Source organism: Butyrivibrio sp. FC2001, assembly GCF_000424125.1.
In the GTDB taxonomy this organism is placed as follows: domain Bacteria; phylum Bacillota; class Clostridia; order Lachnospirales; family Lachnospiraceae; genus Butyrivibrio.
On sequence record NZ_KE384133.1, the window covers coordinates 102,499 to 128,374 of the forward strand.

The window sequence follows — 25,876 nt, forward strand, 5'->3', positions numbered from 1 at the left end:
GCTAATTCCTACGAAAATAATGGTGTGGAAAAATATCTCTCCGCAGTGTCGGGAAGTATGGTCACCACAGTTTTCCCGGGTCCAAGCTTCTTAGCAAGCTTAATAGCTGCTGCCACATTGGTTCCGCTGGAGATTCCGCACATAAGGCCTTCAAGCTTTGCAAGATTCTTGGAGGTCTCAATGGCCTCTTTATCGGACACCACACAAATATCGTCATAGATGGTCTGGTTCAAAATCTCAGGAATAATGCCGTCTCCGATGCCCATCTGAAGATGTGTTCCAACATTACCTCCAGCAAGAATTGCTGCATTCTCAGGCTCTGCTGCCCATATCTTGATAAAAGGATATTCTTCCTTCAGGACTTCACCTATTCCTGTGAGGGTTCCGCCTGTTCCAATTCCTGAGCAGAAGCCATGTATCGGTCCATCCACCTGCTCGAGAATCTCCTTCACCGTGCCATTTTTATGAGCCATAGTGTTAGCAGGATTCTCAAACTGCTGCGGTACGAAGACATTAGGATTCTCATTCCTCATTCTGAGCGCTGTATGCAAGCATTCATCGATGCAGGCTCCGATGTCGCCATCATCATGTATCAGCACAACCTCTGCGCCGTAATGCTCTATGAGCTTCCTGCGCTCCTCGCTGACAGAATCAGGCATGATTATTCTGGTCTTATATCCTCTTACCGCACCTACAAGCGCAAGGCCAATGCCCTGATTACCGCTGGTGGGCTCGACGATAATTGTATCTTCCTTTATAAGACCGGCCTTCTCCGCTTCATTTATCATATTGAGGGCAGTTCTTGTCTTAATTGATCCGCCGATATTAGTTCCTTCAAACTTAACCAGTATCTGCGCACTGTCTGCATCAACCATACGGTTAAGCCTTATCATGGGCGTATGTCCAACTGCCTCAAGTACATTATCATATATCATCGAAAAAGTAACTCCTCTACATCTGTTTTGTGCAAGCACACTCATACATTTTATACCAAGAGATTTGCGGCAACAATAACAAAAAAGGTACTCAAAACTGAGTACCCTTGAAATTATAGTCATAGTCCATATTCTCTACTCTTTCATCTCCTGTCTGTTCAACCAGAAGACTCATGTCAAAATTAAAATCGACTATATCGTTGTTCTTAACGTAAAAGTACACCGGCATTGTTCTATCAGGGAACCCTCTGTCCAGGGCATCCATGATGGGCTTACAATCCGCACGGTTGTCTCCATCAAGATCCTCCCAGCAGGTAATCTCACACTTGAGATCTCTGTCTAATACCTTAGCATCAAAGGCGATGGTAAAGTACTTGTTTGCTTTTCCGTCCTCGGACTGAAACAAATCAAAATGTACGACCTGCTCCACTTCCTTGGGGCCAAATAATCCTCCTAACATGTATTTCAAACCTCTCTGTTTTTTCTTTTTAATATAGCATATTTGGGATGAGTTACGCCGATTCATGAACAATATTTTTTTCTGGCTGAATTTTCGTGAACCATTACCTCGCGGTGTGCGCGGGGGGCGGATGGCGTTACGTCTGCTCGCAAACTTGCTTTCTTTCTGGTCTAACTTTTTTCTTCCTGTTTCGGGGCTGTTACGCCGGTAGGTTTTATTTCTGACATTCCGGTTGCACCTTGATACCATGTTTTGGGGAGCCGTTGCGTCTATATTCTAATTTGTTCGCGGGTCGACGTAACTCTTCCCTCTACATTTCTCCCGCACATCAACCTATTTTGTTGAATCACACCTTACCGGTTGAACTAATCTTTTGGAAGTGCTGCTGCCGTTCAACCAGTTCAGGTGGTTCTGTTCATATTGGTTGAACTTGTTGTTGGAGGACGCTTCTTCTGTTCAGTCAATTCAGATGATTTCTCTCCAACCGGATGAACTCCCTTAATTGAAGTCGCTCATCCCTTACGTCTATGATCTAATTTGTTCGCGGTTAGACGCAACTCACTCCTGTACGCACTTCCCGCATATCAACCTATTTGAGTGAATTTCTTCCAACTGGTTGAACCATCTTTTGACAGCAACTTTACTGTTCATCCAATTTAGATTATTCTAGCCTACTGATTGAACTCCCTAAAGCTAAAATCCAAAACAAAAGGCCGCAACTAGATAATCTAGCAAGTCAGCCTTCAACATACATGAGACTATATTTAATTCAGAACAGATCCAACATACTATCCAGATAAATCTCTTCTCTGACATTCAGCCAATACTCAGGCTTGGTCATGTAATACAGCAGGAACTCAAGGATTATCGCGCTGCCAAGGCTTCTTCCCTCAATCTTAAAGTGAGAAAAGCCCGCAGGCATATAGGTATTTTGAATGTCATCTATGCCTATAAATCCCGGATTCTTCATAGCATCAGAGAATCTATAGCCTCTCCCTGCATCAGGAGAAACACAGATGTGATCTTCACACTTCTCACCAAGGCTCTTGCGACTGACATTCTCGTAGCACTTCTTCCTGTCGTAGCAGCCAAACCAGCAACATTCATTACACAGAAACTCAACCTTCTGCTTCTGCGTATCGGATAGACCTTTAAGCTTATCCAACTCTTTATTAAGTCTGAAATCAGGAACTACAAAACGGAATTCTTCACGGTCGAGCTCTGCCTTAAGCTCCTCAAAGTCTGTCAACACCTTTGTTGTGGAAGACACAAAATAAAAACCGGGATAGGTTCTCCTAAGATAATCAAGCAGTAAATCCGAATGAACAATTATGCCATTCTCTGCATTACCGCTTTTCTCAAACATTCTGCACAAATCATTACACCGCTTATCCGCAAGATGCTCTTCTCTAAGCAGTGAATTGCTGAAGGTCAGCCTTGCAGAAATACCATATTCTGCCATAAGCGAAGCCACATCCGCAGGGTCTTCATCCCCGAAACCCACACGGCCACCGCCCCAAATACAGTCTCCTGGTGCTCCATAGATTGAGCCTATCTCACACCAATCATAGAAATATTCCCTATGCTCCCTGAAAAGCGGCAAAAACACTTTATATAATTCATAAAACTCAAATAATCCAGGCAAGTGATAGTAAGCTTTCCCCTTTTTCTCCTCGTCTGTTTCCATTGGCTTTACAATAATATTCATATTTACGATACTCCCCTTGAACACAACTTCTTTCATACTAGCTATTTCAGGTTACTAATCAAAAACGATATAACAAGAATAATTGTACAAAGTTCAGTTTCTATATACAAGCTAGTCAGTGTGCGATAAACATCCTGCATATCAAGTAATTATCTATTCAAAAGATGTTACGCCTACTAACGAACCATTCTCTCTACCGGTTGCCTCGCGGGAAGTGCTGCCATAAAGCCGTTGCGTCTATCCGCGAACAAATCCTTCTACCGGTTGCCTCGCGGGAAGTGCCGCCATAAAGCCGTTGCGTCTATCCGCGAACAAATCCTTCTACCGGTTGCCTCGCGGGAAGTGCTGCCATAAAGCCGTTGCGTCTATCCGCGAACAAATCCTTCTACCGGTTACCCTGGAACAACCGCCAAGTGATACCTCATTAGCCCAGGAAGCGCGACTGTCTCAATTTAGGTTGAACTCATGCGCGAACAACATTCCGCGCTTGCAGTCTATGAGATAACTTGTTCGCGACTTGACGCAACTCCCTCCTGAAAATACATCCCGCAGAGCAACCGATAATCAAATACAGTACCCTATAGACGCAACACATCTCAGAAAGCACAATCCACACTGCAACCAATATATTAGATCAAAGCCCCATTGACTTAACGTCCATCAACAACGCCTCAATCCATGCAACCAAAATCTCTCCCACTCCCAAACAGACGTACCCCCCCGCGCCCCCACTCCCCACAAACCCTCCCTGCAGAAACCTAACCGTCCAAAAAACTCCTCCCCCAAAAAAGCAAAAACAGCGCCCCCACAATCGGGGCGCTGTCACAACCATCACAACCACTACACAATTTACCAAATCACAAGCCTATCCTCCGGAGCGAGGTACATAGCGTCCCCCTCCTTAACATCATAGGTCTCGTAAAACTCTTCAAACTGCTGCACCGGTACATTAGTCCTGGAATAATAAAGCGGATGCTCTCCCTGAAGTATTTGGGCGACCTCACCTCCATATACAGCCATGTTTACATTCATTTGTGCATACTTGGTAAAGAATTTATCATAATCAAATCCGTCTACCTTCTTAGCCATACGAAGTGCACATTGAAGACCTGTCATATCAGCAGCCATCTCACTAACCACGTTTGTTCCATTTAAATGATAATCTCCAAAAGCTACGATATTATCCAGATAGCCGGACATCTTGGATACACGTCTTTGGAACTCCTTTTTATCTTCCGCTGTCCACCAATCTCTGTATTGACCATAAGCGTCAAATTGTGCTCCGTAGTTATCAAAAGCATGTGAAATCTCATGACCACACCAGAATGCAGCTATGCTGGCATAGAGTTCCTCTGTACTCATATCCTTAGAGAAAAATGGCTCACCCATCATACCCAGAAACATACTAATTGAATTTGACTGACTATCATAATAAGCGTTGCATTCCAGAATGTTACATCCCTCAAACCACATCTCATGATCCTTGTTTGTACCTATAAGGCTCTTCATGTAATCGTTATTCCACTTTTCAATTCGCCTGCCCGCCTCTATAAGGGAGCAACCTTCAATATCAAGATTTGCGGTGTCCCTGAATTTCTCAGGATATGCAGCATAGATTGTTATTTTATCCAGCTTTTCAATTGCGTATTCTTTGGTCTCATCTGAGGCCCAGTCATTTTCAGATAGTAGCTCTCTGTAAGTATCTATAACCTCCTTACAAAGGTCTTCCATCTTTTTCTTATCCTCAGCAGAGCCATATTTCTCGACATAAACTTTCTGCATGGGAATTTGCAAAAGTGATACTACCTCTATGTATGCCATCTCCTCATCTGAAACCGTACCACTTGTGCCAACATATTTATTGTATATCTCATTACGCTTATCGAAGGTTTCCTTATCGATTCGTGTTGGATATTTCAAAAGATACTGAACTAGTATCAGATCCTTCATTGCTTCTACATTCTCATCCGTATAAATCTTATCCAACCACTTTAAATAATCAGGTTCCTCAACAATATAAATACCATCATATTTGATATTCATGCCGGTAAAAATATCCTCCAAAGGAAATTCCTTTGTAAGCGAAACCATCTCCTTAAACGACATCTCGTTGTTTGTTTTCTCAACATAGTCATCTTTAAGCTTTTCCTCAGTGGTAAGGATTTTCTTTGCAAGTTCTGTCTCAAGTCCTATTGCAGTATCAAAGCACTCCTCTGCATCCCTGGAAGACATACCCATTTTCTCCGCCATACAAACAAACAGATCTTTCTTATATCCGTAATACAGATCGCCTAATTCCGTTCGCTTAGTATATTCAGCAGAATCTGATAAAAGAAGTGGTGTACTGCTAACACTCACCAGATACTTTTCGGGATCATTATAACCAACACTTACTGAATATGACAGAAAATCATACGCTACATCAGCTGTCTTCTTATCTGTCATAAACTTTGTGATATCATCAATACTTTTAATTGCAGATATCTGATCATACATATCCTGCAGCTCTGATACGCCTATCTCATTTCTGGCATCCCAATCAAGCACAAGACTGTTATAGGTCTGAATCAATTCAGCATCATGGCTTTTAAGGCTCTCATCCTTGAGAAGTCCTATGCACTGCTGTTTGACATCCAGCTCTCTCTCAAGGTAATGGCTCCAGTTAGTATACCCATCCGGGATATCACTTTTCAGAATCCAGTCCTTGTTAGCATATAAATGAAGATCATCTTTTGGATCTGTTTTCAAATCAGCAGAGATATTCTCTTTGAAATCAGAATCTATCCACGGTTTTCCACCTGTAATCACGTTGTCTTCCGCAGGCTGCTTCGCATTGACTGTGCCAGTAGAACCTGCCATAAGCACTAATGAAAAAGTTAGTAGAACTGATAATATTCTTTTTTTCATAGATACAATTCCTCTGTCGGTAAAAAACCAGAATAATTACTTGCTGCCCAGTAATTCTTTCATTTCATCAAAGGTCATATATGCTTTGGTTGATATAGTTTCAATATTGGTAAAGCCATCTTCCAATGTAATATCAGTCTTGTTTAATCCGTCGTAGTCGATTCCTGTATATGAATTGTACTCGCTGATAGACTCTGTAAATTCTTCAGTATACTGCTGCTCGCTTATGATCTTTTCTCCTACATAATAAATGTATGAATCATTTTCAAAGTCATAAAGCGCGATCAGCCCCTTGGTCTGTTCAAGCTCGCCATCCTTAAGAGCATATACATCATAGGTCTCACTACCGGACATACTACCTGTTCTGAGAATAACGTTCTTACCCTCTGAAACAAAAATGTGATTTCCATCATAGCCGGAGGATAAGCTCATAAGCTCGACCAGCTTACCATCACTTACAGTAAAGAGATGCGCATTTCCTTCTTCATCCAGCTCGCCCGCCGAACTGGCTACCGCAAGCTCAGGGATATCGTCATCATTTACATCGATAAGCGCATAGCTGTCAGCTTTTCCTTCCTTGTCATATTCAGAAATCTTATCGAGGTAAACTGATGCATATTCCTCGCCTGAAGATGCCTTTTCTTCAGCCTTCGCTAAACCGGCAGCCTTAGCTACGGCAGCTTCCGGTACTTCCACTGTGCGAGCGCTACCGACACCGCATGAAATAATCATTGCAGATACTGTAATTACTGCCACCACTGACATTAGTTTCATTTTCAAGTCGATCATCTATCAGCCCCTCCTTTTCGTCTTTTCTTTTAAACACTATCAGATCCCATAGAAACCTATATCGTCTGAAAACACCCTCTAATGCTAATCATACGATACTTTCTCTGAAAAAATTATTAAAAAGGCATAAAATTTAGCCTCCACATGTGATTGAGATCAAATGTGAAGGCTATATATTGTGTTTGTGTATGCGATCAATAGGTTTTTTCTATTTCGCCGGTGATTCCGTACGTCTCCTTAAAGCTTACAAGGTCCTCCGTGTTCCTTATGAGCATCACCTCTTCGAAGGCACCTGTGTTAATGTCCTTAAAGCCGGCAACCTGCTCTCCGTTGCAGATACTTGCTCTGATAATCGGTTTCTTATTCACCGAGTCGTATGTTTTTACGGCTTTCTTATTTTTATTAAAAAACATATCCGGTCCTCAACGCTTACTTACTAACAATCTGCGCACCAAAGGGTGTGAGGGATAATTTTGCCAGCTTGAAAAACTGCTTGCCAAACGGAATTCCTATGATTGTGATGCACCAGAGAGCACCTACTATCACATGACCAAGAGCCATCCATACTCCGAAGAAGATGAGCCAGATAATGTTGGCTATCGTAGAAGCAGCACCGCCTCCGTACACGACATCCTTTCCGAAGGGGAAGAATGAAAGCGTTGCAAACTTGAAGCACTGAAGTCCATACGGGATTCCGATTACTGTGATGCACCAGATCACTCCGCTTAAAACCCATGACATTCCGCTGAAAAATCCACCAAAGATAAACCAAAGAATATTACCAATCAAACGCATAACCATTTCCTCCTGATACATGTATTTTGTTTTGTTCTTCTTACATTGTCATAATACCAATCTATTCATCACTATTTTATCACATTAAAGTAACTCAATTTATTATTTTCTAATCCATTTTTATTGTGGTATATTTGTGAAGTACGAAATTTAATTTGATATAGGAGGATTTTTTAATGGAACCAGTTCAGAGCATTGATGCAGAAGACGATCAGTTTGCATATCGATATGATACACAGCTCCTTATTGACAGGAGAGACAAAGACCTCGACGAGGATGAAATTGCCGACTACATAACCACACACTTTGAAGGCAATTCACTCATTGCCGCAGGTGACGAGGAGCTTATCAAGATACATTTCCACACAAATGAGCCCTGGAAGATTCTCGAATACTGCAACACAGTAGGCGAGATCTACGATATCGTTGTGGAGGATATGATAAGACAGTCAGCAGGAATGCAGGGATAAGTTCACCAGCGATCAGGCAGCATAAAGCAGGCATAAACCTGGTTTCCTTCTGTCAGATGCTGACACCTAAGAAACCAGCAACTGCCTGCGCAGAGTCTGCTATATATGTAGCACCTGCCTCTTTCATCTCCTCCACTTTGCCATATCCATAAGTGACGGCTATGCTGTCTACACCTGCCTCTGAAGCTCCTTTTATATCAAATTTGGTGTCGCCTATCATTACACACTCATTCTTGAGATCATTATTTCCTTTCCTTCATTTCCAAATCCATTGAAAAGATACACTCCAAGAACAGCGTTAAATCCTATTGCGGAATATATGCTGAATCTTTCTGCTATGCCAAAATACTGAGGCGGAAATGCCTGCATGCCTATAGGTCCCATCAGCATCATAGCAAAGAATATCGCAGCCCAGATCCCGATGCCTCTTACTTCTTTATTTCTAACACCTGTTATGATCAGCAAAACAAGTGATGCTATTGATAAAATTACCACAAATGCAGTAACAATCATATGCATAATTTCCTGAAATGAAGATATCTGCTTACCTGCATCATCAAGAGCAAACATCGAATATCCAATCTTCGAGATCCAGTTCATAACAGTAAACAAATAAATCCCCACCCTAAACATTCTGCTTGAAATCTTTTTTTCAGAAACATATATAGCAACACATGTTGCACATACCACGCTTCCTGCTGAGTATACAGCAGAGAGTTTGTCCCAAAGCTGCCTGGAAGGAGCTGTCTCTGCCGAAAGATCACTTACAGCAGATTCCATCCAATTATATCCCGGAAATGCACCTCTGCAAAAATATGCGGCAGCTGCATAAGATATAAGCGCAGCAAGACCTGTAAGTCCAATCCAATTAATCAGTTTTCTATTCATTACTCCCTCCTGCTTCTTCGATAAATGTATCCGCAAAATAAGCCTATCACGCAATATAAAAAAGGTCGTCATCTACACCGATAACGACCTAAAACTCACTGATTATTTCCAATAATACTCATATTGGTTATTTCGGTCTGATAGCACCGGTGCTAATCTTTGCTCAGCACTATTGTTTTTTAATTTAGCACCACCGATCTGCAGCTAAGCCCAACGAAGGGGTATGTTATACTTAATAATGCAAACAGACATTATCTTGCGGAAGGATTTAATGAATTAGTGGGGATGAAAAGTGTAACTACACGTCGAATGCCACAAAGCAAATAAGGTCAAGTAGCATAAATTGCCATTCAGGCAATAACTACGCGAAAAATGGTCAAACAAGGATTTCTCGCGTAGTAAATGACCACCTAAAAGCAATCGACTACGTGAAAATTGCTTAAGAATAGATAAGACTCGTAGGAAAGAGCTAATACTAAGGAAGAAACTACTTGATAAATACTAAAACCCAGGCAGGGACAAGTAGAAAAGACAATATTGCTGCTAAATCCTACGCGAAAATAGTCGAAAGTAAGTATTTTTCAAGTAATAACGACCTTCCGGGAATCTTTGTAAAATCCGCTCATCTATCCTGCGCACAACACTATTGGTATAAGCATTAAAATACTTAAGCCAAAAGCCGCTTCCTGCCGGATTGATACTTTCAAAATCTACTCCCAGTATAGTATATCCTTCTGCTTTCAAAGTATTAATAACAAAATTTAACAGATTCTGATATGCGCCTCTGCCCCTGTGTTCCGGTAAACAATATGCCCCCGTGATATGGCGGTAAACACCGCCGGATGCAACAAATGTTTCGCCTTCGTCTGCCACTTCCATATAGGCGCATAGTTCTCCGTCTTTCTTCGCTACAAAGAAACGTCCATGATTCCTTTCCGCAAAATCCAAAAATTCTTCCAGCGTATCCGATCCTCGATTCATAAAAAAAGGGCTTTGGCAGTAATGTTCATGAAGTGCCAAATGAAGCGGATAAACATATGCAAAATCTTCTTTGGGCAATTCCAAAAACTCATATCCATCGCATGAGGCGCAGTCAATTGGTTCCATCGGACGAATGGCATCCATGCACCTCATTCCAAAGCCATAACGAAAAAGTTGCTGTTTTGCTTCCTCATCATGGTCATATAAACAAATTGAATGTGTCAACGCTCCTGCTTTTACCCACTTTTTTGCGGCTGCCTGATACAATGCTGCATAGATCTTGCCGTGATTTTCCATGACTGCACCATTCGCACCCATGGGTGAAAAAACACCTCTCACATCAGTGGAACGAAAAGCATTCTCAAACGGTTCCACACTGCAAAGGAATCCGACCATCTTCTCGCCTTCAAATGCTGCAACGCCTAATCCATTTTCTGATAATTGTTTTAGTATCGGAATGCTTGATATTTCCGGAAGAGCCTGTGTAAACTTCCTCTCATAATTGTATGTACTAAGGGCAATGCCCATTGCTTCTTCTATATGTCTAGGTTCAAAGTCTTGAATTATCATTCTTTCCTCTCTTGCATTATCCCTGTGAATATGACCTGTTATTAGCTTCTTTAAACTTCTTTGCTACCTTCGCCCACTTCGCAATTTCTTTTTTCTTTGCGTAGTTACGAACATTCTCGGTTGTAAGTGACTTATAGAGCATATATCTCTCCTTAGACAGCTCTCCACTTTCAATCGCTGCCTTGATTGCACATCCGGGCTCAGTATCATGCTGGCAATCACTGAACCTGCACATACCTTCTAACTCTACGATATCCGAAAATGTATCTTCCAGCCCATCTTCTGCTCTCGCTATTCCAATCTCTCTCATGCCGGGAGTGTCAATTATTGAAACGCCATTTTCAAGTTCTATGAGCTGTCTGTAAGTAGTGGTATGTTTTCCTGTAGAATCGGAAGCACGTACCTCTGAAGTCTTCATGATCTCTTTTCCTGCAAGAGCATTAAGAAGCGTTGATTTTCCTGCTCCGGAGGATCCTAAGAGCGCGATGGTGGTTCCGCTCTTCATGTACTCTGAGAGCTCCTCAAGTCCTATATCATAGAGGGCGCATATAGCATGAACTCTCACCTTGTCAGATATAGTCTCCACCTCTCTTATATATCTGCCTGTGTTGCTGCATAGGTCTGCTTTAGTCAGTATAACTACCGGCACAGATCCACCCTGCAATACAACACTGATATATCTTGCAATCCTGTTGTAGCTGTAGTCCTCGTTTAATGAGGTAATGATAAAAGTATAATCCGCATTGGCCAGCATATACTGCATAGTGCAGCTCTTTGCCTGATCAGGTCTTTGCAGAAAACTCCTGCGGTCACAAATCGATTCGATTACAGAATCGCCAATTGGATTGTAATCAAAAATTACATAGTCACCTACAACCGGAAGCTGACTCGCCTCAACCTCCCTGAAACTTCCCTTTAGTTTTGCAGGTACCTCTTTCCCCTGAAACCTGATGGTGTAGGTATTTTTTTGAATCTCAGAAATTCTTCCTTTGTTTCCTGTTGGTAAAGTGTTTTGTTCATTATTATTCATTGTTGTCTCCATTTTTTCTTGTTAAAGTTATTTGTCACATCTGTACGGAGACCCTGTTTATGGAAATATTGCTTAAGTATACATAGAAAAAGCCGCGACAAAAATGCCACGGCTAAAATCGCTAAATGCCAATTTTTTACATGACGAAAGACGACAAAGAAAATTATGCCTCTTTCTGATGATACTCATAAGCCGAGGGTCTCACATTATATTCAGTTACAATCTCTACACTGCTTATTCTCATTTCAAACATATATGATTACCTCGCTTTCTTTTAGATTTAGTACTCTTAGAGTTTATCAATAAAACGTAAATATATCAATAGTTACACTGATTTTGGTGTGTTTTACACCGATTATCACTCCTATCTGTTAAGTCGCCTGAATTAATGTAATTCATCAATTTATCATTTACAGAACTTCCTCTATTACCTTTCTCAAAGTGTTAGCAGAAGCTCTTAAAGCCTCTGTTTCTGCATCATTAAGGCTGATCGGCACTGTGCTCTCGACACCATCTTTTCCAACGATTGCAGGCATGCTCAGGGCCACATCAGATATGCCATGATTATCATGCTGCAAACTTGATACCGGAAGGATAGTTTTTTCATCTCGAACGATTGCTTCGCAAATCCTGCGTACAGACATTGCAATACCGTAATAGGTAGCTCCCTTCTTCTCGATTATCTCATAAGCACTGTTCTTTACATTCTCAGCGATTTCTTTCATTGCAATATCATGATTAAAGTGGCCTCTCATCTCGCAGAAATCATGGATAGGAATCCCTGAAACATTGGCGCTGCTCCAGGCTGCAATCTCACTGTCGCCATGCTCTCCAATTATGAAAGCATGCACTGATCTGCTGTCCACAGAAAGATGCTCGCCCAGAAGATACTTGAATCTGGCAGTATCAAGAGTAGTTCCAGATCCAAACACTCTGTTTTCAGGATAGCCCGAAAGCTTTTTTGCAGCATAAGTGAGGATATCCACAGGATTAGCGACTATCAGCATTATAGCATCTTTGTTAACCTCCGCTATCTGGGGAATGATGGACTTAAAAATGCCGACATTCTTTTTTACAAGATCAAGTCTTGTCTCGCCGGGCTTTTGGCCAGCACCGGCTGTTACCATGATAACATAGGCATCAGCTATATCCTTGTATTCTCCGGCATATATCTTCATAGGCTTTGCAAAAGGAAGTCCATGGCTGATATCCAGCGCTTCGCCTTCAGCTTTTTCCTTATTGGCATCTATCAGTACCATCTCTGAAAAGAGACCGCTTTCCATGATTGCAAATGCTGATGCAGCACCTACAAATCCACAACCTATAACAGCTACTTTCCTGTAATTTAATCCAGCCATGATGTTTCCTCCAATTCTTTATAATGAAAACTGATTTACTCTATAACTTCACCGTTTCTGGAGATGGTTACAACCTGCCAGGGAAGGAACTTACCGCTGTTTCTTATAGCATTTTCAGCGGCCCTCTGAAGTCCTCCGCAGCAAGGCACTTCCATCCTTACTATCGTAACACTTGCGATGTCATTGCCACTGATAATTTTTGTCAATTTCTCAGTGTAGTCACCCTCATCAAGCTTGGGGCAGCCTATCATTGTGATCTTACCCTTCATGAAGTCCTCATGCATGTTCGCATAGGCATAAGCTGTGCAGTCTGCAGCGATAAGAAGCTTTGCTCCCTTATAAAAATCTCCTGTTGTAGGAAGAAGCTTTATCTGGCAGGGCCACTGCTCAAGTCTCGAAGGATGTGATACAAATCTGTCTGCCAATGTAGCACTACTATTCTCTTTCGGTTCTTCTTTTTTCTCGAACTTCATGAATCTCGAGCCGGGGCATCCTCCTGTGTGACTCTCATGATGCCCATCAGGACAGGACTTTAATTCTTTTGCCTTATTAACCGCAGCTTCATCGTATTCAGGAGCTTCTCTCTCCTCAAATGTGATAGCACCTGTAGGACAAGATGGAAGACAGTCGCCAAAGCCATCACAGAAATTTTCTCTTACAAGCTTTGCTTTTCCATCGACCATTTCTATTGCACCTTCGTGGCAGGCATTTGCACAAAGCCCACAACCGATGCATTTATCCTCATCTATCTTGATTATCTTACGTACCATATTAAAATGACCTCCTTGCTTTATTGGTGTCAGTTTACTATGATTTAAAATATAAGTATGTTGTTATAACCACATTTTGAAAAAATTCAGAGTTTACATTTCCGAGCCTGACTCTGAATTCTTTGGAGAATTTAGATGGATAATGAAGTTCTGCAGAAAATACCTCTTTTCAGAGGAATGACAGATAAAGAGATTGCCGCTTTATTGAAGGCACTTGATGCAAGAAAACAGTCTTATGAAAAGAACGATCGTATACTCCACGCCGGTTCCAAGCCCGGAGTCATAGGAATCGTTTTATCCGGCAGTGTCACAATCTTAAGTGATGATATTTGGGGAAACAGAACTATCCTCAGCTATATTGAAAAGGGCGGACTTTTTGCAGAGGCCTATGCCCTTCTTGAGGATGTTCCCATGCTGGTTGATGTCATAGCCAATGAAGGCTGCTCTATACTCTTGCTTAAAACAAAAGGAATCCTGAACTCAGATAAGAGCCAGAATTCCTGGGATTACAAATTTCTGCGAAATCTTCTGTTAATATCTTCAAAGAAAAACTTAAATCTATCCGGCAGGAGCTTTCATACTTCCCCTAAGACAATCCGTGAGCGTGTTATGTCTTATCTGAATACTCTCGCACTTCAGAATGAAAGTACTGAATTCGACATTCCCTTTGACCGACAGCAGCTCGCTGATTATCTAAACCTTGAAAGAAGCGCTCTTTCCAAGGAGCTTGGAAAGATGCAAAAAGAAGGGATAATTGAAACAAGAAAAAGTCATTTCAAGCTGCTTACGTCTTAGGAGTCTATTCCGGGATCATTTTCATCTATAACTCTGTTGGTCCCCGGAAGGCCGTTATTACTTGAACATTTTTCACTTTCAACTATTTTCGCGTAGGTTTTAGCATCAATATTGTCTTTTCTACTAGTCCTAGCAATGATTTTAATATTTATCGCGTAGTTTCTGCCTTAGTATTAACGCTTTCCTACGCGTCTTATCTATGCCTAAGCAATTTTCACGTAGTCGAATGCTTCTAAGTGAACAATTCCTACGTGACAAATCCCCGTTTAAGCGTCATTTATCACGTAGTTATTGCTCTTATGGCAATTTGGTCTACGCGAACTTACTAGCCCTATGGCATTCGACGCGTAGTTCTCCCACAAGCCTAGGTCAAACATTAGTGTACATTCTCCCAGCCTCAATACTTCTTCCGTCCATTAGGGTCCTTTTTCACTTTCATAATTCCTTTTCATAGCACAAAAAGTCCTGTTCAAACATATGGCATTCGCCGACAACATTGAATCCAAATTTGGCATATGATCGAAGTGCGGGCACGTTGTACTTGTTCACAAGAAAATGTATGCTCTTGTATCCCCTGTCTTTAAGTGCTTTCATTCCGTGCTGCATCATAAGTCTGGCTACGCCTTTCCCCTGCATGGAATGTGTAACTGCAAGCCTTGACAATTCTCCACCGGGAGCAAGATTTTTATCCCAATATTCAAGTCTTTCCACATCTTCATCTTTATCTATGGAAATTGCTGCTATGACTTCATCATTCTCTTTCATGACAAACAAGGCATCCCTTGAAAGATCATAATCTATAGTTTCTTCAGAAGGGTAATGATCTGTCCATGCACAAAACTCTCTTCCAAGCTGCTCTTTATAAAGCTTCATTATCTGCTCTCTATCACTTTCTGATGCAAGCACTATATTCAGGATTGTCCCTTGCTTCCTCATATTCTTTAAGATTTCTCCTATTTTTCAATCAGTGAGTCAAATAAGCTATGCAAATCCGTTTCTATCATTCCAGACATTCATCAAATATATCCTTCATCATATCCTCATAGGAATTATATTTTTTATCTTCATCCCCCATAGGATTAGTCAAACGGTAATATCCTCCGTTCTTTGAATCAAAAACGTAGAAATACAAATCAGTATCAGCCAAATATAATCCATTGCCTTCATAATGCCTTTTCCACATCTCATTTAATTCAATAAAACTATATACTTCTTCAGGCTTTTTTTCGAGTAATTCTTCATCAACTCCATAAACATTAACCCCATTAAAACTAAAACCATTTACTATTTTAAATAATGCCATATGTTCATCTGGAATTTCTTGGCCCAATCGTTTTTTTGCCTCAGATTCAAATTTCGCAATTTCATTATCTTTTGCCGGCGCATTTAATTCTTTTCCTATTTGGCTGTAAAAATCCCTTAATTGTCCAATTTCTTTTTCCCACATATTCTTCTCCTTATTTTGGTGGATAAACTGTTCCACTTGGTACAGGCCATGTCCTAGTCACTTTCTCACCTGGCTGACCTTTTGGTTGATCAGATTGATATGTCGTTAAGGCGAAATGATAAGGATCTGTCCTAATCAAAACAAGATTATCATCCGAATTGTCTCCGCCAAATTCTCTTGGTACTATATGGTGAACCTGATATCCAGATGGATTCTTGCCCTGTCTCATTAGATCAATTTCTGCGTCTGTTATTCCTGCTTTTCTCAACTCATCAGCATGTTTTTCAGCTAAATCATTAAGATATTCTTTTTTTCTAGATTTATACTCTGTATCTACTTTTTTTCTCTCTGCTGGTGTCGGAATAGTTGACTCCCGTGTTTCCATCTTAACATTTGGCTCTATAACAAGTTTATTATCCTTTCTATATTCTCCCACAAATGTTGTATCGCCCTCTTTGTTCACAGGTTTTAAATTACACTTATTATGAACCAAAACTCCCGTATCAGAAACATAATATGTATGCCAATCCTCAACCTCAAAATTATATACCCTGACAGGAGTATCTGAGTAACTAAATGAAATACTCTCAACATTTCTGTTGGTTCCATCGAGAAGACATAGGCTATCTCCTATCTGCAACTCTGCAGCTGCTTTAAAGCCTTCTCCCAGAACATAGAACGGATGCTCATATGTTGTACAGATATTTTCATCATCAAATTCCACATTAACGATTATGTTAGAATCATGAACAAATACATCTGCTACATCCTTTATTCCTTGCTCTCCGGTACAATAATTGCATGAGTAGACATCATCCCCGACTTCAATATCTTCTATGTTTTTATTTCCCTCGGGTGTCTTTATCTGTGTACCTGCAACAAAGCAAGCATCGATAGTTCCGCCATTCTTAATAATCTTATCATATTCTGCCTTTTGTTCATCGGGCAAAATATCGCGTCGGCCATTTTTCAAAGCTTCAGCCATTGCCGCTGCATCCCATGTCTCCTTATTCCACTTTGATGTAACGTCATCGCCGTATGTTTTTTCTAATTCCTTTACAACATCCTCGGAATAGTCTTTAACCGCTCTCTGTCGAATGGCAGCAGGACATTCGTTATGAACTAACACACCGACATCTGATACATAATAAGTATGATAATTCTCTACACTAAAGTTGTAGACATTTACAGGTTCATCAAGCTGCCTGTATGTAATTTCATCTATATCAGCGCTTGTTCCATCTAAAAGATATAAGCTATCTCCAACTTTCAGATCTGACGCCTTCTTAAAGCCTTCTCCAAGAACATAGAACATATGAGGAGCTGTTGTACTAATATCAACATCTTCCAGTTCAATATCAATAAGCTCATCTTCCTCATGCACAAACAATGTTGTAACACTGTTTAATGCCTGCTCTCCGGTATTAACATCGTATGAAAATACTTTATCTCCAACTTCAATATCTTCAATGTTCTTATTGCCTTCAGCAGTCTTTACCTGTATTCCAGCGACAAAGCACATTCCATATCGTTTATTTACTTCCTTCTCGTACTCACATCTCTCTTTTTCATCGAGGATCTCAGGACAATTATTATCCATAGCATAAATAATTGCTGCTATAGACCATATTTCATCATCCCACTCCTTAGTCTCATCGCCATACTCTTTTTCGATAGCTGCTACAGCTTTTTCGCCATATTTCTTGACCATCTCTTCGCGCTTGGCTTCGTAAGGATCCTTGGGCTTGTCATCATCCTCTTCGGGTTTGTCTTCACCTTCTTCTGGCTTATCCTCACCATCTTCGGGTTTGTCTTCACCATCCTCAGGTTTGTCTTCACCTTCTTCAGGTTTGTCTTCACCTTCTTCAGGCTTATCCTCACCATCTTCAGGTTTGTCTTCACCATCCTCAGGTTTGTCTTCACCTTCTTCAGGTTTATTGTCATCAGATGTAGCCTCACCATCTCCGGAATTACTATTTTCGGAAGAACCTGTGTCTCTTACAAGTGAGTCTCCGCTCCATGCCATAGTCTTGGCTACCTGGCTAATATGATAGTTGTAGTCAATATTAAGAAGTTTGATCACTTGTATATCATATTTACAAACAAAAGTAATATCATCACTTCCGTTGGTAAATACTGAGGAAGACATCAGGTTTAATCCGTCCATTCCTTTTTTTATACCGAGATGTTTTAAATACTTATCAGGATCCTGTCCGGTTTCACTGGACAGATGTTTGTACATAAGTCCCTTGGCAATAGCCCCGGCAATGGCTCCTTTTATTCCCTCCTCTGCTTCATTTGTGCATGTCTTAAGCAAACCAATACAATATGTTTGTGGATTCTTTTTTATATTCTTGTATATTGTATCTGCTGTACCTGTAACAGTTTGCTTCGCATTTTTGGCCTTTTCGTATTTGTCCCAGGCATCATCCACAGATGTAGGCACTGTTGATATATCAACTAAAGCATCTTTTACCTGATTGGCTGCTTCAATACAATCATCAATATCTGCTCTGTTAGTTTCCCCGTAACCATATTGCTCTTGCTGAGTTTGGTTTAATCCTGTCAGACCATATATATATCCGTATTGCGATATTTCCTTTGCAGATTCATTTAACGCAACAGCTACTTTAGCCTGAGCAGTGCAGATATTGATAAGAGTAAGTAATGTAACGATAAAGAACATGAAACAAGACAAGCTAAGTGTTGCCTCGACTACAACAGATCCTTTTTCTTTGTCCCTCTTAATCCAATGATTTCTTCTTTTCATACCATTCCTGCCATTATATTCTTGTCAACTGTTAGTATTCACTTATTTAGCCTCAAATGTATATCCCTTTTCATTTGCATAAGATTCAGCAGCGCTCCCCGCCGGCGCTACTATGGTGCATCCATCATTAAATTTGCAATCAATGCTTGTTATTGAAGAAGGAAGCTCTACTCTTGTCAGATTTTCCGTATCATTAAAAGCACTCTTATCTATTGTCTCCACGCCCTCTTCAATAATTACTGCTTTTAGTTCATGGCAGTCTTCAAAAACACGATCACCTATTTCTTTGACTGTTCCCGGAACAGTTATTGTTTCAAGATTGGTTATTCCAAAAGCTCCATGGGGTAACGTTGTTACCCCTGAAGGAATAGTAACCTCTTTTAATCCTGATAAAACAAATGCACTTTCGCCAATTTCTTTTAGAGTTTCCGGAAGAGATATCGTTTCTAATTTCCCATCTCTTTCAAAAGCACCTTCTCCGATAACCTCAACGCTATTTCCCATTACAACTTCTTCGAGGTTATTATTATCCTTAAATGCACCATCCTCTATAGTAATTACACTATCAGGGATGACTACCTTTGCTATTGAGTCATTCATCCTGACTCCTGCTACACTTGTTACTTTTAGTCCGTCAACTTCCTCCGGAATATTTACGATTGATGCATTACCGTTATAGCTCAAAATCGAAATTGTTCCATCACCGTTATCGCAGGTCTCAAAATCCTCTATCTTAGACTCATCCTCCCCGCTATTACCTGCTTCTTCGGTAACATCTTCTGCCTGTGTCTCTGTAATCTGCGTGCTATCGTCTACACTGTTTTCCTTAGAACCACATGCTGACAATGTAAGCACGCAAATGCTCAAAATTGCTAATATTTTCTTCTTTTTCATAATTTCATCTCCTTAATATCCTTGAACGGCTTTGTACTCCAGTGTATTCCAACTGTCTGTATCCAAAAGTGAATGCACTCCATATTCAGAGCCATATGGCAACGCCACCATCATCGGTTTAACTCTTACCGAAGTATCTATGGTGTAATATGTAAGAGCCTTTGCCATTTGGAATCCGGTACCTGTGTACTGTTCAATATCTTTATTTTTTGACATATTTACCTGTACAACATCTGAAGTTCTCAAATACAGGTTGTCCTTTATCGCTATTGTTTCCAAAAATACCGCCAGACTTAGATAATCACTATACGACAGAACCAGTGAATCACCGGCAGTAACCTTCGGTTTTCCGGCTGCGAAAAGATCTCCTTTGCTTTCCTGATTTGAAACTAATGTTTCCAGTTCTTCTTCACCAATTGTCAAATCTACGAAAAGCTCATCTTCATCAGCATTCTTTATCAACTTAACCGGCAGACCAGCTAAAAGATACTGCTCATCAACATATGATTCCAATGCAAGTATCGTTGTACAAATCAGGAACTTGGTTAACTGGATCGGTATGACTCCTGCTGATAATGCACATGCCAGCTCTGCTATTGACTCAACCCATAACTCATCCCAATAGCTGGTATAAATGGGTCCCATATTGAATCCCAATCTGCAGAAGTAAAGAATGGTATCAACTCTTGCCCTGTTCTTTTCATTACTGCTTCCTGAAAGTATGTACTCTACTTCATTTCCATATGCCCAGTTATATCCAACACCTTTATCATCACTCATAGGTGCTATCACCTTATTGGTCATGGATTTGTTGTATACATCTGTTGTTTTCAGAGACTGCATGTATTTCGTAGCTTCCTCTGCATCAAATATTTTACTTGCAGTACCAGGCTGGATATACATATCTGCTCCACTCCAGTCCTTTACCTGGTAAATATTTGTATCAGAATCCTGCACTCCGGCAGCCTTATCGTATACTTTTTCCATAAAGTGAGTATCGTAGCTCAGCATACTCATAAGATAATCTGTCGTATACAGATCATCTCTCATGCCTTCATACATATTAGCTATTGTAGAAAGCCATTTAGCTGCACTTGTTATACCTGCGGTCTGTTTCGTCGCATCTTTACTGTTTTTCTCACCACCGGATATCATTGGTGACTCATCTGCTGCTGCTTTTGCCAGTGCTGAAGGCAGATCCTTTTCATTCATGATCTCGTTGGCATCAACTCTATGGATATTTTTATAGGTTTCAAAATCAGCCAAACCACTGTTAAACAGCTCCTTTAAGAAATCAAGGAATCCTGATGCTTTTGCAACAGGGCTGTCACATTCTCCATATGTGTCATCGAATTGCCAATGTAAAAACTGTGGTATCTTTATTTTTGTTTTTGTGTCAGTAATCGGATATGAATCTGCCTGCGCTGAACAAGGTGAATTAAGAGTTGCACTATTTACAAATCCCTCACTGTCAGTTGAAAAATCAAGATTCAGTTCCTTCAGTGTTGCTATCGCATCACCGTTGTAATCCCAGGTATCCTCACCGTACTTCTTTAACTTATCTTTTCCTACAGGCACCTGGTCCTTATCCACTTTTGTTCCTGCTGTAGCTTCACTGGTAGCTGCTGCCTCAAAATTTTTAAGAGTATTGATACCCTTTTTCATGAGGCTGCGCTTAGATGTGATATCATTTCCAAGTATTTCTTTTCCGTGATAGGTTAATTTCTCAGCTACATCCATGTAGGATACAAATAATTCCCCTACACGTTTAATGTAATTTACATAGATTTCACAGTCATCTTTTGTAAGATCCACTTCCTTATCATGTTCACGATCAGGCTTACTTCCCGAACCAACTTTATCCGTCTGGTTATAGCCGCTTCTATCCGCGTTACTATCCTTATAAATATCACTGTTTTCTTCTGTCAGTCCGTGCTTTTTTCCGTCCTCTACGGCATCTCCCCAATCGTCGTATGCCTGCTTATAATCAGCAATATCGTCCTTAAGCTTTTTCATCTCCTTTCGAAGAGTATCATTTGTATAATCGTTTCCTATTAATTCATTACCATCAAATATTCTTTCAAATCTTTCTTTAAGCTTATCCTTATCAAGATTGGAATCACCGTATGTCTCTGATTTCTCAGTATTTTGAACTTTTTCCTTTATAAACTTATCTGCGGCATCCCTGTTTACATCACCTATTGTCTGATCATAGAATTTTTGAGCAGTAGCTGATACAGTTCCTACCTTAGCAGCCTTTGCAGTATTAAGTGCACCATTGGCTTTATCTACTGCATCCTTAACATGATCACTAAGTTTTCTTCCATCTTCCATAATGGTATCAGCAATATCCTTAGGATCCTCTTTGTCCGATTTATGCCTGTTTGTATAGCCTGTGTTTAGATTTTCAAGTGCTTTCTTTACATCCTTTACGGAATTTATATAAGTTTTGTAATCAGACTCTGATAAATCCTGCTCAAGCTGAACCCAGTATCTGGCAGGGCTTACCTTATCCTCTGCCATATCAAGGTACTTTTCTTCACAGTGCTCTATTGCACCAAGCTTTTCATTGATCGGTCCTAGCTGCTTATCATGTTCAGTTACAGCTGAATCGATATTTCCCATCAGTGTAACTATAGTCTCTAAAGAAACATCCGTACCGCTAAAGTCAGCAGTAGTTTCCGTAATGTTTGTATCTACGGATTTAAACGGTTCTGACCATAAGTGATCTACATTAGTCCAATACTCTAAATAATGCTTGTGAATATCATCAAAATCAGTTTCAAGGTTCTCATAGCAGGTCTTGGTATCTTTGATGTATCCTGCAGTGATCTTTAATTTCTCGTATTTCTTTAAAACCTCATATACTTTAAGCGCCTGCATAAGCATATCGCTTTTTGCTTCATAAAAAACCTGCTTTTTTTCCTGTATCAAAGCTTCATACGGCATATTTGTTGCGCTCTCACCAACCTTTGATACTTTTGTGAATAAATCACTATACTTTTGTTTATCATTTTTCACATCAGCGATCAGATCGATAGGTGCTCGATACTTCATAAATTCTGTAATTTGCTGACGCATCATTCCCGGATTAGCCAGATTAGCATTTTCTACATTAGCTATTTCTGCTGATGTCTGATCAGTATCAACACCGATCACATCGTCGTACTCTTTACTTTTTCCAAAGAGCTTTGAAATCTCAGTGATTTTTTGCTGAAGATAAGTCGGTGAAACCTCCGTGCTCTGCATACTTAATACGAAGGCATTCTCAGCAGGCTCGTAAATTTCATCTATATCCTGAACCGAACCCATAAGTCCATAATATTGTTCAAGATCAATGTCGTATTGTGAAAGTACTGTATTTAACGCAAGATCTACGGAAGAGGTTGCAATACTTTTAGCCAGAAACACTCTGCTGACATCGATATATAACGTGCATATTACGATCATGGGAACCAGTAAAATAGTTAAAAAAATGGTAACTCCACCACGTTGTCTTTTCCTAAACCAAGTCATTCCTTTTTTCCTCCTATTTTATTTAGAAGTTTATCAAAGTTATTCTTGAGCTTTGAGAACTGTTCTATTGCCTTATTTCCCTTCTCTGTTCGCTCAATATAGTCAACTGCCATATCTATATTTCTAATAAATTCAGATTGATCAGTTATCGGCGATTCTTCTCTGGCAGACATATAAAGAACCCAGTAATCATCCATAAAGATAAACTTTATTGGAAACTTTAATTCATAACTGGCTTCCACCTCATAAGTCTGGTAAATGACATAATTATTTATGCCATGCGCCGATACCTTTATATTCTCCGGAGAAACATTATTGAAGAAGCCTATCTGTCCTATTCTCTTCTCCAAAGTAGCCACTTCATCTGAATTCGCATATTTTCCATTCTTATATAAATATCTATACAATGAATTTGTCAGATCATTGCTTTTTGCTGTATTCTCGATTTTATAATCGTTGTCTTCCAAATATCTCACATAGGGATTGGCAAAATAGTTTGCATAAACAATTGCCTCATGAGCCACAGCACTGTCTATTCTTGCCCTTAGCAAAAACATATTGCCCATATAAATTAAAAAAATAATTACAAAAAACATTATGGGATATACGATTGTCGCTTCGACAAACACATATCCTCTATCATCTCGCATAATCTTCATTGTCTTTTTAGTATTCATAATGCTCCATTCTTTTAATATGAGGGCAGTAAACTGCCCTCATACAAGCCTAGTGATACACTATTACTGAATCTGTGCCTTAGCCTTAGTTGTAATTGTGTCAAGCATCTGCTCAACAAGAGGCTTAATCTTATCCTTGAATACTCCTGCAAGTACAACTGCAATTCCGATAAGGATTACTGTTGAAATGATATTTACATCACCATTTTCCTCTCTGAATACCTTGTTAAGAGCTCTCTTAACTGCAAATTCTGCGTCTAAAACCTTTAAATACATATATTTTCTCCTCTCTAAAAATAATTAAAAATTTATTTATCATAAACCCTGTCCGGATCAGGGAAAATGATCAGAATAAGTTAGCGAATATAGGTACAATTACCATTATGATGATACCTATAAACATGACGAATACCGGGATTATCAGCCTATTGGCTGCTTTTTCACCCTTTCTCTTAACCAGCTGCTTTTTCTGTTCCCATACTTCAGCGCTTTGTTCCTGCAGGTTCATAGAAAGTTCTTTATTACCCTTCTGTATTCCCTGAATTATTGTAGATGCGAATTTCTTAGCTTCAGGAATTACGCATCTTATTCCAAAATCGGTGTAGGCCTGAGTTTCTCCTATACCATTGTTAAGATCATCAACTACCTTCTGCATTTCAAGATAAAATTCATCATTACTTGCATATGCAACTTCAGTCCATGCTTCTCTCAATATCATTCCTGCATTTGTTAACAGTGCGAGATTAGTAACAACCTCCGCATAATCAGTAATCAGTTCCTCTGATCTTTTGTCTATCTTTATCTTTGGAAGAGTTACAAAATATACTCCGAGAGCAACACCTAAAAAACCAATTGTGAAAACCTGGGATGTTTCTCCCAGATATGTGCCATAGAAAATAGCCAGCACTATCGCCGTATAAACTATAGTTACAGTCTGTGAATAAATAACGCGAATATAGTATTCAACATATTTATCCGTATACATTATTCCTAAATAATTTTTCAGTTTTCTATCCCATTTAAATCGATATGGATAGTGGATCAATTCGAGAAATGCATACCCCATTCCATATAAGTCCTTCATGGGATATTCTTTTTCTTCAAGACCATCAAACAGGTTTTGGTACTTCTTCCCAAGAAAGAATAAGTACAGCCAAAATCCAAAACTTAAAATTGCAAGACCAAAAAATATATAATCTTTTACACTAAGAAACATCCTTATTCTCTCCTCAGATCTTGATGTTCATGATTTGCCTTCCAAGCTTGAATGCAACACCATATAAAACCAGCGCAACTGTCGTTGAGAGTACACCTGCTACAGTTGCAAAGTTTTCTCCAAAATCAGAACTCATGCCTTTGAACAATGCCACCATGATAACCGGCATGCACATCATTGCGTATAACTCAGATTTATTGGAAGTAATAACCGTTTCAATCTCTTCTGCGATATCAAATTTATCCTTCATAATAGTGTTCGTATTCATGATGATCTCTTTTATATTTCCACCCTTTCTGTATGAAATTCTGAAAATACTCGCAAACATCACGATATCCTTAACACCACTTCTTCTTCCAAAGTCATAAAGCAGTACTTCTATTTCCTGGTTGTTCTGAATACCTGAAGTTATCACCTTAAGCTCATTGTTTATAAAGTCTTCCGCATCGTACTGAAGAAGCATATCCTGCGCCACTGCCTCAAAACTGTCATTTACGTTCTTACCTGCTCCGAGCGAAGTCGATAAACTCTCAAGCATATCTCTGAATTGTCTTTTAAGGATCCTCTGCCTTTTATCTATAATCTGCTTTACCCTTATAGGGAGGAAAATAAATCCCGCAATAGCTCCGGAAATCGAAGCTATTATCACGTTACTTATGTGTGTTGCAGTAGTAGGTTCTCCAAAATCATTTGGAAACAAACCTCCGTAGAACAAATATCCACACAGCGCTCCAACTATAAAAGCCGCAAGGAAATACAGAACTTTCTCAATTTTATTCATGTAGTAAACCTTGTAATTGAGCGTCCTGATATTTGTTCTGGACATGTAATACTGTGGTTCTAATTCCTTATCTTCTTTTTTCCCAAATATTCCAAACATATCTAACTTCATTACCAAAT

24 protein-coding genes are annotated in these 25,876 nt (G+C 39.9%); 2 read left to right on the forward strand and 22 right to left on the reverse strand.

Annotated features, from left to right (window positions below; all coding sequences use genetic code 11):
* Positions 1 to 8 precede the first annotated feature (8 nt).
* From cysK to G601_RS0118160, 7 genes are all read right to left on the reverse strand, one after another.
* Positions 9 to 935, reverse strand: a complete 927-nt coding sequence (gene cysK / locus G601_RS0118125; protein WP_026666168.1) for a cysteine synthase A — start codon at positions 933 to 935, stop codon at positions 9 to 11.
* A 91-nt stretch (positions 936 to 1,026) separates the two neighbouring features.
* Entirely contained in the window at positions 1,027 to 1,395 is a 369-nt protein-coding gene (locus G601_RS0118130; RefSeq protein WP_026493221.1) for a hypothetical protein, read from the reverse strand.
* Positions 1,396 to 2,164: 769 nt separating this feature from the next.
* The gene (locus tag G601_RS0118135; protein ID WP_242834450.1) at positions 2,165 to 3,103 is read right to left on the reverse strand and encodes a hypothetical protein; all 939 of its coding nucleotides are present in this window, start codon (positions 3,101 to 3,103) and stop codon (positions 2,165 to 2,167) included.
* An 849-nt stretch (positions 3,104 to 3,952) separates the two neighbouring features.
* Positions 3,953 to 6,010 carry a M13-type metalloendopeptidase gene (locus tag G601_RS0118145; RefSeq protein ID WP_026666171.1) on the reverse strand — a complete coding sequence of 686 codons (2,058 nt, stop codon included), beginning with the start codon at positions 6,008 to 6,010 and terminating at the stop codon, positions 3,953 to 3,955.
* A gap of 36 nt (positions 6,011 to 6,046) precedes the next feature.
* A complete protein-coding gene (locus tag G601_RS0118150; RefSeq protein ID WP_155834567.1) occupies positions 6,047 to 6,799 on the reverse strand; it encodes a hypothetical protein in 753 nt (250 codons plus the stop codon).
* Between the two features lie 194 nt (positions 6,800 to 6,993).
* Positions 6,994 to 7,212 (reverse strand): hypothetical protein, encoded by a 219-nt coding sequence (locus G601_RS0118155; RefSeq protein ID WP_026666173.1) that lies wholly within the window; start codon positions 7,210 to 7,212, stop codon positions 6,994 to 6,996.
* 16 nt (positions 7,213 to 7,228) lie between these two features.
* Positions 7,229 to 7,594, reverse strand: a complete 366-nt coding sequence (locus tag G601_RS0118160; RefSeq protein WP_026493215.1) for a YccF domain-containing protein — start codon at positions 7,592 to 7,594, stop codon at positions 7,229 to 7,231.
* A 176-nt stretch (positions 7,595 to 7,770) separates the two neighbouring features.
* Between G601_RS0118160 and G601_RS0118165 the strand changes: the two genes are divergently transcribed.
* Positions 7,771 to 8,064, forward strand: a complete 294-nt coding sequence (locus tag G601_RS0118165; protein WP_026666174.1) for a hypothetical protein — start codon at positions 7,771 to 7,773, stop codon at positions 8,062 to 8,064.
* Positions 8,065 to 8,116: 52 nt separating this feature from the next.
* Here the strand turns inward: G601_RS0118165 and G601_RS25880 are convergent, their stop codons facing one another.
* From G601_RS25880 to G601_RS0118200, 6 genes are all read right to left on the reverse strand, one after another.
* Positions 8,117 to 8,284, reverse strand: coding sequence for an HAD hydrolase-like protein (locus G601_RS25880; RefSeq protein WP_081673616.1), 168 nt, complete (start codon positions 8,282 to 8,284; stop codon positions 8,117 to 8,119).
* Entirely contained in the window at positions 8,284 to 8,952 is a 669-nt protein-coding gene (locus G601_RS25885) for a DUF998 domain-containing protein (protein ID WP_081673617.1), read from the reverse strand. The genes G601_RS25880 and G601_RS25885 overlap by 1 nt, the downstream gene beginning before the upstream one ends.
* A 543-nt stretch (positions 8,953 to 9,495) precedes the next feature.
* Complete coding sequence (locus G601_RS24055; RefSeq protein ID WP_081673618.1) at positions 9,496 to 10,503, reverse strand: GNAT family N-acetyltransferase; 1,008 nt, start codon at positions 10,501 to 10,503, stop codon at positions 9,496 to 9,498.
* 16 nt (positions 10,504 to 10,519) lie between these two features.
* On the reverse strand, positions 10,520 to 11,533 hold the full coding sequence (gene rsgA / locus G601_RS24060) for a ribosome small subunit-dependent GTPase A (protein ID WP_035791065.1): 1,014 nt from the start codon (positions 11,531 to 11,533) through the stop codon (positions 10,520 to 10,522).
* A 410-nt stretch (positions 11,534 to 11,943) separates the two neighbouring features.
* Positions 11,944 to 12,891 carry an L-lactate dehydrogenase gene (locus G601_RS0118195; RefSeq protein WP_026666175.1) on the reverse strand — a complete coding sequence of 316 codons (948 nt, stop codon included), beginning with the start codon at positions 12,889 to 12,891 and terminating at the stop codon, positions 11,944 to 11,946.
* Positions 12,892 to 12,926: 35 nt separating this feature from the next.
* Positions 12,927 to 13,661, reverse strand: a complete 735-nt coding sequence (locus G601_RS0118200; RefSeq protein WP_026666176.1) for an ATP-binding protein — start codon at positions 13,659 to 13,661, stop codon at positions 12,927 to 12,929.
* 135 nt (positions 13,662 to 13,796) lie between these two features.
* Between G601_RS0118200 and G601_RS0118205 the strand changes: the two genes are divergently transcribed.
* Positions 13,797 to 14,456, forward strand: a complete 660-nt coding sequence (locus tag G601_RS0118205) for a Crp/Fnr family transcriptional regulator (protein WP_026666177.1) — start codon at positions 13,797 to 13,799, stop codon at positions 14,454 to 14,456.
* Between the two features lie 435 nt (positions 14,457 to 14,891).
* Here G601_RS0118205 and G601_RS0118210 read toward each other — a convergent pair whose 3' ends face one another.
* From G601_RS0118210 to G601_RS0118255, 9 genes are all read right to left on the reverse strand, one after another.
* Positions 14,892 to 15,392 carry a GNAT family N-acetyltransferase gene (locus G601_RS0118210; protein WP_051206026.1) on the reverse strand — a complete coding sequence of 167 codons (501 nt, stop codon included), beginning with the start codon at positions 15,390 to 15,392 and terminating at the stop codon, positions 14,892 to 14,894.
* Positions 15,393 to 15,456: 64 nt separating this feature from the next.
* A complete protein-coding gene (locus tag G601_RS0118215; RefSeq protein ID WP_026493207.1) occupies positions 15,457 to 15,903 on the reverse strand; it encodes a YrhA family protein in 447 nt (148 codons plus the stop codon).
* Positions 15,904 to 15,913: 10 nt separating this feature from the next.
* Entirely contained in the window at positions 15,914 to 18,673 is a 2,760-nt protein-coding gene (locus G601_RS25415) for a polymorphic toxin-type HINT domain-containing protein (protein ID WP_051206028.1), read from the reverse strand.
* 42 nt (positions 18,674 to 18,715) lie between these two features.
* Positions 18,716 to 19,567 carry a leucine-rich repeat domain-containing protein gene (locus G601_RS0118230; protein WP_026666179.1) on the reverse strand — a complete coding sequence of 284 codons (852 nt, stop codon included), beginning with the start codon at positions 19,565 to 19,567 and terminating at the stop codon, positions 18,716 to 18,718.
* Positions 19,568 to 19,579: 12 nt separating this feature from the next.
* Positions 19,580 to 23,083, reverse strand: coding sequence for a DUF5702 domain-containing protein (locus G601_RS0118235; protein WP_026666180.1), 3,504 nt, complete (start codon positions 23,081 to 23,083; stop codon positions 19,580 to 19,582).
* Positions 23,080 to 23,760 (reverse strand): TadE/TadG family type IV pilus assembly protein, encoded by a 681-nt coding sequence (locus tag G601_RS0118240; protein WP_026666181.1) that lies wholly within the window; start codon positions 23,758 to 23,760, stop codon positions 23,080 to 23,082. Before G601_RS0118240 ends, G601_RS0118235 begins: the two co-directional genes overlap by 4 nt.
* A 63-nt stretch (positions 23,761 to 23,823) precedes the next feature.
* Positions 23,824 to 24,036, reverse strand: coding sequence for a Flp1 family type IVb pilin (locus G601_RS0118245; protein WP_026666182.1), 213 nt, complete (start codon positions 24,034 to 24,036; stop codon positions 23,824 to 23,826).
* 70 nt (positions 24,037 to 24,106) lie between these two features.
* Positions 24,107 to 24,976 carry a type II secretion system F family protein gene (locus tag G601_RS0118250; protein ID WP_035791067.1) on the reverse strand — a complete coding sequence of 290 codons (870 nt, stop codon included), beginning with the start codon at positions 24,974 to 24,976 and terminating at the stop codon, positions 24,107 to 24,109.
* Between the two features lie 13 nt (positions 24,977 to 24,989).
* Entirely contained in the window at positions 24,990 to 25,868 is an 879-nt protein-coding gene (locus tag G601_RS0118255; RefSeq protein ID WP_242834451.1) for a type II secretion system F family protein, read from the reverse strand.
* Positions 25,869 to 25,876 lie beyond the last annotated feature (8 nt).